The 15,406-nt window shown below is 71.0% G+C and carries 12 protein-coding genes; all 12 read right to left on the bottom strand.

Translation table 11 applies throughout. From position 1 onward, the window contains the following. Nucleotides 1-98 precede the first annotated feature (98 nt). Entirely contained in the window at nt 99-1,595 is a 1,497-nt protein-coding gene (locus ACFXJ5_RS10305; RefSeq protein WP_384629641.1) for an SDR family NAD(P)-dependent oxidoreductase, read from the bottom strand. Between the two features lie 257 nt (nt 1,596-1,852). After that, complete coding sequence (locus ACFXJ5_RS10300; protein ID WP_384629638.1) at nt 1,853-3,313, bottom strand: FG-GAP and VCBS repeat-containing protein; 1,461 nt, start codon at nt 3,311-3,313, stop codon at nt 1,853-1,855. 368 nt (nt 3,314-3,681) lie between these two features. Then, nucleotides 3,682-5,118: a GTPase ObgE gene (gene obgE, locus ACFXJ5_RS10295; RefSeq protein ID WP_384629635.1), complete on the bottom strand. Its 1,437-nt coding sequence runs from the start codon at nt 5,116-5,118 to the stop codon at nt 3,682-3,684. A 126-nt stretch (nt 5,119-5,244) separates the two neighbouring features. Continuing rightward, nucleotides 5,245-5,502 (bottom strand): 50S ribosomal protein L27, encoded by a 258-nt coding sequence (gene rpmA / locus ACFXJ5_RS10290; protein ID WP_127354698.1) that lies wholly within the window; start codon nt 5,500-5,502, stop codon nt 5,245-5,247. A gap of 14 nt (nt 5,503-5,516) precedes the next feature. Next, nucleotides 5,517-5,837 (bottom strand): 50S ribosomal protein L21, encoded by a 321-nt coding sequence (rplU, locus tag ACFXJ5_RS10285; RefSeq protein ID WP_384629631.1) that lies wholly within the window; start codon nt 5,835-5,837, stop codon nt 5,517-5,519. Nucleotides 5,838-6,203: 366 nt separating this feature from the next. After that, on the bottom strand, nt 6,204-10,028 hold the full coding sequence (locus tag ACFXJ5_RS10280) for a ribonuclease E/G (protein WP_384629628.1): 3,825 nt from the start codon (nt 10,026-10,028) through the stop codon (nt 6,204-6,206). Nucleotides 10,029-10,174: 146 nt separating this feature from the next. Continuing rightward, nucleotides 10,175-10,948 (bottom strand): TIGR03936 family radical SAM-associated protein, encoded by a 774-nt coding sequence (locus tag ACFXJ5_RS10275; RefSeq protein WP_384629625.1) that lies wholly within the window; start codon nt 10,946-10,948, stop codon nt 10,175-10,177. Between the two features lie 154 nt (nt 10,949-11,102). Beyond that, the gene (locus ACFXJ5_RS10270) at nt 11,103-12,110 is read right to left on the bottom strand and encodes a hypothetical protein (RefSeq protein WP_384629622.1); all 1,008 of its coding nucleotides are present in this window, start codon (nt 12,108-12,110) and stop codon (nt 11,103-11,105) included. A 9-nt stretch (nt 12,111-12,119) separates the two neighbouring features. Further along, a complete protein-coding gene (locus tag ACFXJ5_RS10265) occupies nt 12,120-12,659 on the bottom strand; it encodes a GNAT family N-acetyltransferase (protein WP_384629619.1) in 540 nt (179 codons plus the stop codon). An 11-nt stretch (nt 12,660-12,670) separates the two neighbouring features. After that, nucleotides 12,671-13,096, bottom strand: coding sequence for a PIN domain nuclease (locus ACFXJ5_RS10260; RefSeq protein WP_384629616.1), 426 nt, complete (start codon nt 13,094-13,096; stop codon nt 12,671-12,673). After that, entirely contained in the window at nt 13,097-13,315 is a 219-nt protein-coding gene (locus ACFXJ5_RS10255; RefSeq protein ID WP_384629613.1) for a type II toxin-antitoxin system VapB family antitoxin, read from the bottom strand. A 128-nt stretch (nt 13,316-13,443) separates the two neighbouring features. Then, entirely contained in the window at nt 13,444-15,369 is a 1,926-nt protein-coding gene (locus tag ACFXJ5_RS10250; protein WP_384629610.1) for a TIGR03960 family B12-binding radical SAM protein, read from the bottom strand. Between the last annotated feature and the right edge of the window lie 37 nt (nt 15,370-15,406).

The raw sequence follows: 15,406 nt of genomic DNA, 5'->3' as shown, positions 1-15,406 counted from the left end.
ATTGTGAAACTCGTCGTCAACAGATCGGGTCCCTGGCGATATCCGACCTTCGAATCGGCATAACCAGGGACCCATGAATTCTCAGTGCGCAGAACGTATTATACGTCCTCACCCTGTGCCAAAACCGTCGCCAGGGCATGTTCGAACCCGGAGGCACTGGCCGCACCCCTGGTGGGGTCCTGCTGCCGGACGTCGATCACATGGCCGGTGAGCCCCGACACCAGGACGTCCAGTGAGGTACGCGCGACGGCTTCCGACGACAGCAGCGACCCCTCCGGCTCCTGGCCGAAGGCCTTGGTGCGCATGGGCGTTGCCGTGCGCTCCGGATTGACGCAGTTGACGCGAACGCCGTCGGCCGCCCACTCGTCGGCGAGGGCCTGGGTGAGGTTCACCATGGCCGCCTTGGTGGAGGAGTACAGGCTGTACTCGGCGCGCCCGCGGGTGTAGCTGCTGGAGGTGTAGAGGAGCAACTGCCCCCGTGTCTCGGCCAGATACTTGTGCGAGGCCCGCGCGATCTGGACGGGCGCGAGGTAGTTGACCCGCAGCGCTTCCTCGATCGTGGCGTTGTCGGTCTCGGCCAGCTTGCCGATGCGCAGCACGCCGGCGGTGTTGACGACGTAGTCGATCCGTCCGGTCTCCGCGTACGCCTTCGACAGCGCGTCGTCGACGTGCTCGGGGTTGTCGACGTGCGTACCGGTCGTCGAGCGGCCCAGCGGGTAGACGTTCGAGCCGTACTTCTCGGCGAGCTCGGCGATGTCGGCGCCGATGCCGTAGGAGCCGCCGAAGACCACCAGCGTCTTGCCTTCGAGCAGTTCGCGGTACGCGGCCTCGTCGGCCTGGTCGGGCGCGCTCTGCGAGGCGAGCTGGAACAGCTTGTCGGCGATGAAGACGTCGACCGGCTGCGTGACCTTCATGTTGTACTCGTCGCCGGGGACGACGTAGATCGGCACGTCGGGCAGGTACTTCAGCACGACCGAGCAGTCGTCGGTCGCCTGGAAGTTCGGGTCGCCGGCGGCGACCTCGTAGGCCCGGCGGATGGTGGAGAGCTTGAACGCCTGCGGGGTCTGCCCGCGCCGCAGCCGCGACCGGTCCGGGACGTCGGTGATGAACTCGCCGTCCGCGCCGTGGGTGCGGGTCACGATGATGGTGTCCGCCGACGGGATGGCGACATCGACCGCCTTGTAGCGCGCGAGGGCTGCGACGCAGTCGCTGATGACGCGCTGCGAGAGCAACGGACGCACCGCGTCATGGAAGAGGACGTTGCGGTCCTCGCCCTCGGCGAGCCCGTCGCTCAGCGCGGCGATCGCCCGCTCGGTGGTCTCGTTGCGGGTCGAACCACCCTCGATGATCCTGGTGACCTTCGTCAGCCCGGCCTTGGCGACGATCTTCTCAACCTCCGGCACATAGCCCGGCGCCATCAGTACGAAGATGTCGTCGATGTCCTCCGCAGCCTCGAAGATCGCGAGCGTGTGCTCGATGACCGCCTTGCCGGCGATCTTCAGCAGCTGCTTCGGGATCGACAGACCGACGCGCTGACCGGTTCCGCCGGCCAGAACCACGGCTGTGGTGCGGGGCTTGGCTATGTGCTCGGACACAGACGACCTACCTTGAGAAAATGAGGGACTGGCCGATGGTCGCACCCTGCGTCACCACCTCGCAAGGCGAACACCCCCTACGCGGAACGCGTCGGCAACCATGGGTTCACCTTGTCGCGCCCAGGTGATCACAGGCAAACGACAGACAGTGGCTGTGACACATTCCACACAGCCTTCACGTTTGTGCCGAACGCGGCTCTGCGCATGGTTATGTCCCTATCTGTTCCCACTTGCCACCATCTGTCCCTGCTCGCTGATCACTTGTCGAAGCCCGCACCGAGCCGGGCCTTGGCCGCGGCGGTGCCGAGGGTGCCCGCGCCGATGACGTAGGGCGCGTGGGCGCGCAGCACCCAGACCGCGCCCGCGCTGCTGTCCTCGTACGGGTCGCCGACGACGAGTTCGCCCTTGCCGTGCCCCCTGGAGGCGACCACCGCGGCCGCGGTGCCGAAACGGTCCTGCGCCTCAGCGGTCCCTGGCACCCCGGCCGTGTTCTGGCTGTACACCTTCGCGCCGGTGCCGGTCAGCCCCGACGCCGATCCGGGCAGCAGGGCGACCGTGCCCGCGTCCTGCCTGCCGCCGAAGTCCTCGAAGGGGATGCCGGTGGCGACGTCCGCGTAGCCGTCGCCGTTGATGTCGCCGACCGTGACGCCGGCGCCGAATCCGTCCCCCGTCTCGGCCGCGCCGGGCACGCCGGGGGTGTCCTGGTTGTACGTGGACATGGACGCGTCGTCCGGCCCGGCAGCGGTGCCCGGGATGACCTCGACGCTGCCGCCCTTGGCGTCGGGTGTCCACTCGTCGCTCTCGCCGCCGTCCCAGCGGCCGACCACCACGTCCTGGTAGCCGTCCCCGTCGACATCGCCGACGTCCACGCTCGTCGCCTCGACCGGGCCGCCCCTCGGGGTGCGCAGGGCCACCGGGGCGGCGAGCCCGCTACCCGAAACGCCGGGCAGATAGCGGGTTTCCCTGTTGTCGATCGGATTCTCCGGGGCCCAGACCGCGGCGACCAGATCGGTCACCCCGTCCCCGTCGATGTCGCCCGCCACGAGGTCGGTGGCGTACAGACCCGTGTCGTACTCCGCCCCCGGGTCCAGCTCCACCGTCCCGCTCGCGGCCGGATCGGCACCGCTCCGGCTGAACGGCCCCGACAGCACCCCGAGGTCGCCGCCCAGCCGGTACGCCAGGTCCTGGTGGCCGTCGCCATTGAAGTCGCCTGCCGTGAGCAATGAGCCGCTCCGGTCGTACGCCCCACCCACCAGCGCGACGGCCCCGCCGGACAGCCCCTTCTTCCCGCCCCACACGACGGTCAGCGTCCCGGCGTCCGTCACGCCACCGACATCCTCGCCGGACGCCCCGACGACGAGGTCCGCGTAGCCGTCGCCGTCCAGGTCCGCGCTGGTCACCGCGGACCCGAAGGCGTCCCCCGACTCCGCGGTGCCGGGGATCCCGGCGCTGTTCTGGCTGACGACCTGTCGGGTGGCCTTGTCCAGGCCGCCGGCCGAACCGTAGACCACCGCCACGTAACCGGCCTTCGCCCTCCCGCCGACCGTCGCGCCGGGCGCGGTGACGGCGACGTCCGCGTAACCGTCGCCATTGAAGTCGTCCTGCAACGTCAGGGCCGACGACGTCGCCGTATGCGCCTGCGCGGCGGGCGCCCCCCATGCCGCGGCCACCACCATCGCCCCGACGGCAGCCCCGAAGCCGAGTCCGCGCTTGATCACGTGCTGCTCCTCAAGTCGAGTTGACCGGGAAGGAAACTCCCGCCCAACTCGACCTCACAGCAAGATAAAAGGTTGTGCGGACGCAGCCTTTTGCCGTCTCGGCTCATGCGAAGGGGCACGCTCGCCCGGCCGGGTGACCCGGCCCCGCCAGAACGGGTTGAAGCCCTCGAACTCCCGCTCCGGGTCCTCCCGCTCGGCGTCGCGGTCACGGCGGCGCTGGGCGGCGGGACCGGGGGGCGTCGAAGCGGTGAGCTGAACCTCCCACTGCCACCCTCACACTGCTCAGCCCCAGGGGGCTTCACAGGCATCGGGCGGCCGCCCGGACCCCGTCCGGGACCCGGAGCGGCCGGCCGGGTGACCCGGCCCCGCTAGAACGGGTTGAAGCCCTCGAACTCCCGCTCCGGGTCCTCCCGCTCGGCGTCGCGGTCACGGCGGCGCTGGGCGGCGGGACGGGGGGCGTCGAAGCGGTGATCCTCGCCGCGGCGGCCGAGCATTTCGGCGCCGGCGGCGAGGGAGGGCTCCCAGTCGAAGACGACGGCGTCCTCGGTGGCGCCGATGGCGACGGCGTCGCCGGCGCGGGCGCCGGCCTTGGCGAGGGCTTCCTCGACGCCGAGGCGGTTGAGGCGGTCGGCGAGGTAGCCGACGGCCTCGTCGTTGGAGAAGTCGGTCTGGCGGACCCAGCGTTCGGGCTTCTCGCCGGTGACGCGGAAGACGCCGTCCTCTTCGGTGATGGTGAAGCCAGCGTCGTCGACGGCCTTGGGCCGGATGACGATGCGGGTGGCTTCCTCGACCGGCTTGGCGGCGCGCGCGTCGGCGACGATCTTGGCGAGGGCGAAGGAGAGTTCCTTGAGCCCGTGCCGGGAGACCGCGGAGACCTCGAAGACCTGGTAGCCGCGCGCCTCGAGCTCGGGGCGGATGATGTCGGCGAGGTCCTGGCCGTCAGGGATGTCGACCTTGTTGAGGACGACGAGACGCGGCCGCTTCTCCAAGCCGCCCCCGTACGCCCGCAGTTCGGCCTCGATGGTCTCGAGGTCGCTGGCCGGATCGCGGTCGGACTCGAGAGTGGCGGTGTCCAGGACGTGGACGAGGACCTCGCAGCGCTCGACGTGCCGCAGGAACTCCAGGCCCAGGCCCTTGCCCTGGCTGGCGCCGGGGATGAGGCCGGGGACGTCGGCGATGGTGTAGACGGTGGCGCCGGCGTTGACCACACCCAGGTTCGGGACCAGGGTCGTGAAGGGGTAGTCGGCGATCTTCGGCTTCGCGGCCGACAACACCGAGATCAGCGAGGACTTGCCCGCACTCGGGTAGCCGACCAGGGCCACGTCGGCGACTGTCTTGAGCTCCAGGACGATGTCCCGGGCCTCCCCCGGTACGCCGAGCAGCGCGAAGCCGGGCGCCTTGCGCCGCGCCGAGGCCAGCGCGGCGTTGCCGAGGCCGCCACGGCCGCCCTGGCCGGCGATGAAGGTGGTGCCCTGACCGACCAGGTCGGCCAGCACATTGCCGTCCCGGTCCTGGACGACGGTGCCGTCCGGGACCGGCAGGACCAGGTCCGTACCGTCCTTGCCGGAGCGGTTGCCGCCCTCGCCGGGCTTGCCGTTGGTGGCCTTGCGGTGGGGGCTGTGGTGGTAGTCGAGCAGCGTCGTGACCGCCTGGTCCACGACCAGGATCACGTCGCCGCCACGGCCGCCGTTGCCGCCGTCCGGGCCGCCGAGCGGCTTGAACTTCTCCCGGTGTACGGAGGCGCAGCCGTGGCCCCCGTTACCCGCGGCGACATGCAGTTCGACGCGGTCCACGAAGGTGGTCATGGCAGGGTTCCTCCAGATACGTACGGGATTGTTCTCTTGCTAACGCGCCGAGGGCGGACCTGCTTCCCCAAACGGAGAAACAGCGTCCGCCCTCGGCGTGTTCGCTACGTTCGCTCTACGGGCTGATTACTCGGCGACCGGAACGATGTTCACGACCCTGCGACCACGGCTGGTGCCGAACTGGACCGCACCGGCGGCCAGGGCGAACAGCGTGTCGTCCTTGCCACGGCCGACGCTGGCGCCGGGGTGGAAGTGGGTGCCGCGCTGGCGGACGATGATTTCACCGGCGTTGACGACCTGGCCGCCGAAACGCTTTACGCCGAGAAACTGAGCGTTTGAGTCGCGACCGTTCCGGGTGGACGATGCGCCCTTCTTGTGTGCCATCTCTCCTCAGTCCCTTACTTCGCAGCTGCGGGGATACCGGTGATCTTGATCGCCGTGTACTGCTGACGGTGACCCTGACGACGGCGGTAGCCGGTCTTGTTCTTGTACCGAAGGATGTCGATCTTCTGGCCCTTGTGGTGGTCCACGATCTCGGCCTGGACCTTGATGCCGGCCAGAACCCACGGGTCGCTGGTGACCGCGTCGCCGTCGACAACGAGCAGGGTCGAGAGCTCGACCGCGTCGCCCACCTTGCCGGTGGAAATCTTGTCTACCTCTACGACATCGCCGACGGCCACCTTGTGCTGGCGGCCGCCACTGCGCACGATTGCGTACACGCGGAACTCACTCTCTAGCTCGATTCGGTACCCCTGATGCCAGCCGTCCCGGGTGGTGCGATGGGGGGCCTCTCCCGGCGGAACCGGGAGGGATTTGCTCAGGAGTGGGCGCAGAAACGCCGAAGGTCAAGGTTACGGGTCCCCCCGGGCCCGGTCAAACTGGGCCCTCCGGCAGGCTGGGGTGGCGCGTTCCGAGGCGAGCGAAGCGAGATGGGGTCCTCCCCCAGCCTGGCGGCTGGGAGGTGCCCCCACCGGACGGAGTCTGGGGAGAGGGCGCGGCCCACCCGCCCGCACACGGCAACGGGCCGCACCCCGACGGCGCAGGCCCGTGGGCCCGAGCCTGGTCGCGGTGCGGCCCGTGGCGCGTCAGGCTTCCGCCGAGACGCCCGCCGCAGGCGACTGCTCCGCAGCGGCCGTGGTCTTGGCGGCGGCCTTCTTGGCCGTCGTCTTCTTGGCGACCGTCTTCTTGGCAACCGTCTTCTTGGCGGCAGCCTTCTTCGCCGGCGCCTTCTTGGCGGCAGCCTTGCGCGGGGCCCGCTTCTTGGGCTCCGGCTCGGCCGAGTCAGAGACCTCGCCGTCCGGCGCCGGCTCCGTGGCGGTCGCCTCGGCGCTCGGTACGACGACCACGGCGGCCTCCGCCGACGCGCTGGGCGGGCCGGCGGGGGCGCTCACCTTGCGGGTGGCGCGGCGGCGTACGGGGGCCGGGGCGGGCTCGGTGACGGGCTCCGGCTCGGCCGGCGCGACGGCGGCGGGCTCGGCGGCGGACGCGGCCGGGACCACGACGACCTCCGCCTCCGCGGCCGGCGGCGCGCCCGCCGGAGCGGTGACCTTACGGGTGGCCCGGCGCCGCGCACGGGGCGCGGGAACGGGCTCCGGGGCCGCCTCGGCGACGGGCTCCACGACCGGCTCGGCGGCCGGTTCCGGGGTGGCCGCGACGACGATCTCGGCCGGCACCTCGGGCGCGGGCTCCGGCGAGCTCACCGGGGCGGTCGCACGGCGCGACGCGCGACGCCGACTGCGCCGGGACGCGGCCGCCTCGGCCTCGGCCGGGCTGCCGAACCACTCCTCGTCGCCGCCGACGGCGGGTACGAGGTCCGCCTCGGCGACCGCGACCGGCTCCAGCTCGGTCACCTCGTCCGCCTCGGCGTCCGCCTCCTCGATCTCGGCTGCCTCGACGGCCTCGGCCGACAGTGGCTCCTCGGCCTCGGTGGCGCCACGACGGCGCTTCCGCTTGCCGCCACCACCGATGGTCGTCGCCTGGTCCATGTGCACGATCACGCCGCGCCCGTTGCAGTGCACGCACGTCTCGGAGAAGGACTCCAGCAGGCCCTGGCCGACCCGCTTACGCGTCATCTGGACCAGGCCCAGCGAGGTGACCTCGGCCACCTGGTGCTTCGTACGGTCGCGGCCCAGGCACTCCAGCAGGCGCCGCATGACCAGGTCGCGGTTGGACTCCAGGACCATGTCGATGAAGTCGATGACGACGATGCCGCCCAGGTCGCGCAGCCTCAGCTGGCGCACGATCTCCTCGGCCGCCTCCAGGTTGTTCCTGGTGACGGTCTCCTCGAGGTTGCCGCCCTGGCCGGTGAACTTGCCGGTGTTGACGTCGACGACGACCATCGCCTCGGTCTTGTCGATCACCAGCGAGCCGCCGCTGGGCAGCCAGACCTTCCGGTCCAGCGCCTTGAGCAGCTGCTCGTCGATCCGGTACGTCGCGAAGACGTCCACCTCCGACGTCCACCTCTGCAGGCGGTCGGTCAGGTCGGGCGCGACGTGCGAGACGTATCCGTGGATGGTCTCCCAGGCCGTGTCACCGCTGACGATGACCTTGCTGAAGTCCTCGTTGAAGATGTCGCGGACGACCCGGACCGTCATGTCCGGCTCGCCGTACAGCAGCGCCGGGGCGTTGCCGGTCTTCGCCTTCTTCTGGATGTCCTCCCACTGCGCCTGCAGCCGTTCGACATCGCGCGCCAGCTCGTCCTCGCTCGCGCCCTCGGCGGCGGTGCGCACGATGACGCCCGCGTCCTCGGGGACGATCTTCTTGAGGATGGTCTTCAGGCGGGCCCGCTCGGTGTCGGGCAGCTTGCGGCTGATGCCGGTCATCGAGCCCTCGGGCACGTAGACCAGGTAGCGGCCGGGCAGCGAGACCTGGCTGGTGAGGCGGGCGCCCTTGTGGCCGATCGGGTCCTTGGTGACCTGCACCAGGACCGACTGGCCCGACTTGAGGGCGGACTCGATGCGGCGCGGGCCGTGGCCCATGCCGAGCGCCTCGAAGTTGACCTCACCGGCGTACAGGACGGCGTTGCGGCCCTTGCCGATGTCGACGAAGGCGGCCTCCATGGACGGCAGTACGTTCTGCACCTTGCCCAGGTAGACGTTGCCGACGTAGCTGGTGGCCTGCTCCTTGTTGACGTAGTGCTCGACGAGGACGTCGTCCTCCAGCACGCCGATCTGGGTGCGGTCGCCGGTCTCGCGGACCACCATCACGCGCTCGACCGCCTCACGGCGGGCCAGGAACTCGGCCTCGGTGATGATCGGCACCCGGCGGCGGCCCTGCTCGCGGCCCTCGCGGCGGCGCTGCTTCTTGGCCTCCATGCGGGTCGAGCCCTTGATGGACTGCACCTCGTCGAAGCCGGTACCGCCCTCCAGCCCGGTCCTGGCGGCGGCGGCACGCGGCTCGCGCACCTTGACGACCGTACGCTCCGGGTCATCGGCGCCCGTGCCGTCCTCGGCGGCGGACTCCCCGCCGCGACGGCGACGACGCCGGCGGCGACGGCTGCTCACGCTGCCGTGCTCATCGGCACCCTCGGCGTCCTCGTGCTCGTGGTCGCCCTCGGCCTCGGCGGCTTCCTCGTCGTCCTCGGACTCCTCGTCCTCGGCGGCGGTGCCCTCCTCGCCCTCCGGGGCCTCGCCACGGCGACGGCGACGGCCACCACGGCGACGGCGACGGGACGGACGCTCGTCGCCCTCGTCCTCGTGCTCGTCGTGCGACTGCTCGGCTTCGGCGGCTTCCTCGGCGGCCTCGTCGGTCGCCTCCTCCACGGCCTCGGCCGCGGGTGCCGGGGCGCCACGACGACGGCGACGGCGGCGCGAGCCGGTCGGGTACTCCTCGTCGTCGCGCTCCTCGCGCACCTCACGTACGTCCCGTGCCTCGGGCTCCTCGCGCTCCTCCGCCTCGGCGGCGGGAGCGGCGGCCGGCACCGCGGGGGCCTCCGGCGCCTGGAACACCGGCGGCTGGAAGACCGCCACCGGCGGCCGTACAACCCGACGGCGGCCACGGGCGGGGGCCGGGGTCTCCTCCTCGGGCTGCGGCTGGGGCTGGGCCTCGGGCTCCTCGGCGGCGGCGACCTCGACGTTCACCGACGTGCTCGGCACGCCGAAGGCCTCGGCGACGGCCTCCACGGCCTTCGCACGGGCCTGCTCGACGGTCTCGCCGTAGCCGCGGATCTCGAACGCGTTCTCCACCTCGACGGCCCATCCGTTGCCGTCCCGCACGGCCTTCGCCGGATACGTGACGGGCTCCACGGACGCGGCGGCACGCTTACGGGTGCGCCGGGCGCGGGCCGGAGTCTCCTCCGCGGCCGCCTCGGCGGGAGCGGCAGCGGCAGCAGGGGCGGGAGCGGCGGCCGGGGCTTCCTCCTGGCCGTTGTCCTTGGGCGCCAGCGCGCCCGGCTTCAGCCGCCGCGAGCCGTCGTCCTCCGCCAGGAAGGACGCCGTCGGGGCGGCCGCACGCTTGCGGCTGCGCTTCGCGGGGGCCGGCCGCTTCTCGGGCTCCGGCTCCTGCAGCGCCTTCGCCGGCGCGTCGCCGACGGCAGCCGCCTCGGCCTCCACGGGCTCGGGCGCGGCCGTCTTGCGGGTGGCACGGCGCCGCTTCGGCGCCGCGGGTGCATCGGCGGCCTCAGCGGTCTCGGCGGACTCCTCCGGCGCTGCGGCCGGAGCCGCGGCCTTCCTGGTCGCGCGGCGGCGCTTCGGCGGCTCCACAGGCTCCGCCGCAGGAGCCTCTGCGGACTCCTGGACGGCCGGTATGGCCGGAGCAGCGGCGCTGCTCTCGGGCGCTGCCGCCGCAGCGGTCGCGGCCGGTGGTCCCGCGGGCCGTGAGGCCGCGCGGCGACGGCGGCGCGGGGCAGCCGTCGGTTCGTTGTCGGTGGCGTCGTTCTGCGGCGCCTCGTTGGGCTCGTTCAGTTCGAGCATGCGGGCATTTCTCCCGTCGTGCTCCCGGGCGCATGCGCCACACGGGAGCTGTCGTATTGCTCGTCGGCGCCGCCCTGACGGGCCGACGAAAGTCTCGTCAAGTACGTGAGCGCGCTGGTCGCGCGCGTCACACCACGACGACAGTCCTACGCGGAATCCTCCGGCACCGTCGCGGCGTCGCGATCAGGCGCGAGCGGATCGGTCACCGTGCCGGTCTCCTCGTCGAGCGGCCCCTGCGCCAGCCTGGTCACCGCTACGGGGACCGGCGGCGCGAGGTCGGCCGTCACACGGAGGCCGGACAGGACGTCGTCGGGTCGTACGGCAGGTGTCAAATGCCGAACAACCAGCCGCAGTATCGCACAAGCACCTGCCACTGGCCTATCGGCACCCTGTTCGACCATGTCCCCGGAGGCCGTGGCGACCTGCGGATCCACCACTTCGAGCCGTCGCACCGCGCCGCGCGCGTCGAAGACACGCACGCCGTTCTTCGTCATCCGCTCGACCTCGACGGCATCGGCGGCCAGGAACAGAGCGACCGCCTTCTCCGCCTCCGCGGGCTCCACGCCTTCCAGGCGCAGCTCCCACACCGAAGCCTGCAACCGCTCGGCAAGCCCCGAGGTCCGGGCCTCCACCGCATCGGTCACATCCAGCCCGGCCGGCAGCGACTCGTCCAGCAGCACCCGCAGCTTCTCGGGGTCGCACGCTTCACTGAGCGCGATCTCAAGGAACTCGGCCTCACTGCCCACGCCGGTGGGTGCGGCGTTGGCGTACGACACCTTCGGGTGCGGGGTGAAGCCGGCCGAGTAGGCCATCGGCACCTCCGCGCGACGCAGCGCCCGCTCAAAGGCGCGCTGGAAGTCGCGGTGGCTGGTGAACCGGAGGCGGCCCCGCTTGGTGTAACGCAACCGAATGCGCTGCACTGTCGGTGCGGGCGGTGGGCCTTCGGGCTGTCGCTTGCCCAGTGTCGTTCAGTCCTTCGTATGTACGTTGGCCCCGCGTGGGGCTGTCTGTCACCTTCCAGGTTACCCGGGGCGGTGCAGGGGTGCGTCCGGGCGCCGTGGCCCAGGCCCGGGATCAGCGCCCCGTGCGGTCCTTCGGCCCCGCCCCGAACAGCGCCCGCCGGACGTCGGCCCGCGCCGACCGCATCGCGTCCCGGCTCGCACGCCAGACCTCGCCCAGCATCCGCTTCACGGGCCACCACAGCTCACGCCGTACGAAGCGCCCCACCGGATGCAGCACGTTCCGCCACGCCCATGCCACCGGGGCGCCGACGAGAACCCAGAGGAGCCACTTGATCGCCCGCCCGATGGCCCGGCTGACGTACCCGGCGACGTGCCAGGCCCAGCCCAGCGCGGCGCCGACCGCCCGGCCGACCGGCGCCAGCACGTACCGCCACAGCGCCACCACCGGAACCACGAGCAGCCACCGGCCGAGCCACGCCAGCCCTGCCCCGAGCGCACCCAGCGTCCACGCGAGGGCCCGGCCCGCCGGGGCGAGCACGTACCGGCACAACGCCACCACCGGCAGCACGACGAGCACCCGCCCGAGCCACACCAGCCCCAGGCCCAGCATCCGCAGGGTCCAGGCGATCCCGCGCCCCAGCGGCGCCAGCACATATCGCCACAGCGCCAGCACCGGCACCACGACCAGGACCCGCACAAGCCACACGAGCCCCGCGCCCAGCATCCGCAACGCCCAGGCGATCCCGCGCCCCAACGGCGCCAGCACATATCGCCACAGCGCAACGGCGGGCAGCACGACGAGCACCCGCCCGAGCCACAGCATCCCCAGGCCCAGCATCCGCAGAGCCCAGCCGATCCCCCGCCCGACCGGCGCCAGCACATACCGCCACAGCGCCACCACCGGAACTACGACCAGCCACCGGCCGAGCCATGCCAAGCCGCGCCCGAACGGCGCGAGGACGTACCGCTCGAGCGCCCGGCCCACAGCAGCGAGCGCGTCCCACACCAAGCGCACCGGCAACACGATCACCAGAGCGATGATCCGCAACGGCAGCCGTATCGCGGCGATCAGGCAGCCGTCGCCCTCCGACGCCACCTCATGCTTCCCCCGTTGATGCATGGGCGCACGCTACTTGACGCCGGGCGTGCCACCAGTGGGCACCCAGTAACGCAGCTTGCCGTCCATCTGGTCGGCGAATTGGCCGCCGCAGGCCTCAATGACCTTGCGTGAAGCGACGTTTGGGACATCGCAGGTCACCAGCACCGGATCGAGCCCCAGCCCGTACGCCACCGGCAGCGCCGCGCGCAGCATCGCCGTGGCGTGACCGCGCCGACGGGCGCTCGGCCGCACGTCGTAACCGACGTGGCCAATGAAGTCGCCCCAGGGCGGGGTGAGTTCATGCCGGACGGCCAGCCGGCCGAGGTAGGTGTCGCCGTCGACGTACCAGAGGGTGGTGCACAGCGCGATGGGGTCGGGGGTGAGGGTCTGCACCCGCGCGACGTATTCCGCGAAGACGGCCGGGTCCTGCCACCGGTCGCCGTATTCGCGGATCGCGAGCCCGATCGACGAGATCTCGCCGGGGGCGCCGCGCCCTTCGGCGCGGAACTCCTCCATGGCGGCGACACAGGAGGCGTGCACGCGGATATCCGGGGCTATGAGCTCGGGCAATACAGTCTGCCTCAGTCCAGGGTGCCTGGGTCGGCGAGCCAGCGCGTCTCGAGGTCGCTGTGCCGGGCGATGGTCTCGAAGTCGTGGTCGTAGTGGAGGAGGGTGAGGCGGTGGTGCATCGCGGTGACGGCGACCAGGAGGTCGGCCATGCCGGCAGCTCGGTGCTGCCCGCCGGCCGCGAGCTTTTCGTGGAGTTCGAGAAGCCGCCGCCAGCCGTCATCCGGCACCGGGTACCAGCCGTACAGGTCTCGCAGAGTCTCTTTGGTCTCGGCGTACTCCGCGTAGGACCGCGCAGAGTAGAGAATTTCGAACTCCGTCGGCGCGCAGACTCCAATGCGCCCCTGCTCCAGGATCCCACCCCATTCCTCGAAAGGCTGGGCGCGGAACAGCCTGGCAGCCGCCGACTTGTCGATCAGGAACCCTCCCTGGCTCGCCATCTAGCGCGAGACCTCCTCTTCGAAACCAGGTTCCAACATCTTGTCGAATGCGCCGTTCTCAGCGAGCCGTCGCATGCGCTCGATCGCGCGTAGCCTCCTGAGGCGCGCCGCTATGTCCTCGAGCGCCGCGTTCACCGTGTCTTTCTTGGTCTTGGTGCCCAGCATCTCCGCAGCAAGCGCCAATGCTTCCTCGTTGAGGTCAATCACCGTCTTGGCCATACGTAACCACCTCCACCGTCAGGATATCCAACACTGCGGCAAGCAGAAACATTTCAGCACCAGTCGAACACATGAGCCCCCAGCCCATCTCGGGCCAGGGGCTCATACGCGGCGACAGCGACGGCCTCTTACTTCACCACCGTCAGCGGCAGCAGCTTCTTCCCGGTCGGCCCGACCTGGATGTGCGTGTCCATCTGCGGACACACACCGCAGTCGAAGCACGGCGTCCAGCGGCAGTCCTCGACCTCGGTCTCGTCCAGCGAGTCCTGCCAGTCCTCCCAGAGCCAGTCCTTGTCGAGGCCGGAGTCCAGGTGGTCCCAGGGCAGGACCTCCTCGTACGTGCGCTCGCGCGTCGTGTACCAGGCGAGGTCGACGCCCTGCGGGGGCAGCGCCTTCTCCACCGACCGCATCCACCGGTCGTACGAGAAGTGCTCGCGCCAGCCGTCGAAGCGGCCACCGTCCTCGTAGACGGCGCGGATGACGGCACCGACGCGGCGGTCGCCGCGCGAGAGGAGGCCTTCGATGATGCCGGGCTTGCCGTCGTGGTAGCGGTAGCCGATGTTCTTGGAGTACTTGCGGTCGCTGCGGATGGCGTCGCGCAGCTTCTCCAGGCGGGCGTCGGTCTCCTCGACGCCGAGCTGCGGGGCCCACTGGAAGGGGGTGTGCGGCTTGGGGACGAAGCCGCCGATGGAGACCGTGCAGCGGATGTCGTTCTGGCCGGTGACCTCGCGGCCCTTCTGGATGACCTTCTTCGCCATGTCGGCGATCTGGAGGACGTCCTCGTCGGTCTCCGTCGGGAGGCCGGCCATGAAGTAGAGCTTCACCTGGCGCCAGCCGTTGCCGTACGCGGTCGCGACGGTCCGGATCAGGTCCTCCTCCGAGACCATCTTGTTGATGACCTTGCGGATCCGCTCCGAGCCGCCCTCCGGCGCGAAGGTCAGACCCGACCGGCGGCCGTTACGGGTCAGCTCGTTGGCCAGGTCGATGTTGAAGGCGTCCACCCGGGTCGAGGGCAGCGAGAGGCCGATCTTGTCCTCGGTGTAGCGGTCGGCCAGGCCCTTGGCGACCTCGGCGATCTCGCTGTGGTCGGCGGAGGACAGCGACAGCAGGCCGACCTCCTCGAAGCCGGTCGCCTTCAGGCCCTTCTCCACCATCTCGCCGATGCCGGTGATGCTTCGCTCCCGCACGGGGCGCGTGATCATGCCGGCCTGGCAGAAGCGGCAGCCGCGCGTACATCCGCGGAAGATCTCCACGGACATCCGCTCGTGCACGGTCTCGGCCAGCGGCACCAGCGGCTGCTTGGGGTAGGGCCACTCGTCCAGGTCCATGACGGTGTGCTTGGACACCCGCCACGGCACGCCGGAGCGGTTGGGCACGACCCGGCCGATCCGGCCGTCCGGCAGATACTCGACGTCGTAGAACTTCGGTACGTACACCCCGCCGGTGCGGGCCAGCCGGAAGAGCAGCTCGTCTCGGCCGCCGGGGCGGCCCTCGGCCTTCCAGGCGCGGATGACGTCGGTGATCTGCAGGACGGCCTGCTCGCCGTCGCCGATGACGGCGGCGTCGAGGAAGTCGGCGATCGGCTCGGGGTTGAAGGCCGCGTGGCCGCCGGCGAGCACGATCGGGTCGTCGATCGTACGGTCCTTGGACTCCAGCGGGATGCCGGCCAGGTCGAGGGCGGTGAGCATGTTCGTGTAGCCGAGCTCCGTGGAGAAGCTCAGGCCGAAGACATCGAACGCCTTCACCGGGCGGTGCGCGTCCACCGTGAACTGCGGCACCCCGTGCTCGCGCATCAGCGCTTCGAGGTCGGGCCACACGCTGTACGTGCGCTCCGCGAGGACGCCCTCGCGCTCGTTCAGCACCTCGTAGAGGATCATGACGCCCTGGTTGGGCAGTCCGACCTCGTACGCGTCCGGGTACATCAGCGACCAGCGGACGTCGCAGGAGTCCCAGTCCTTGACGGTGGAGTTCAGCTCTCCGCCGACGTACTGGATGGGCTTCTGGACGTGAGGGAGAAGCGCTTCCAGGCGAGGGAAGACCGACTCGACAGGCATCAGGTGTGGTGTCTTTCGTGAGCGGCAGGGATTGACC

Source organism: Streptomyces sp. NPDC059373, assembly GCF_042751495.1.
Lineage (GTDB): Bacteria > Actinomycetota > Actinomycetes > Streptomycetales > Streptomycetaceae > Actinacidiphila.
This window is presented reverse-complemented; position numbering and strand designations above follow the sequence as displayed.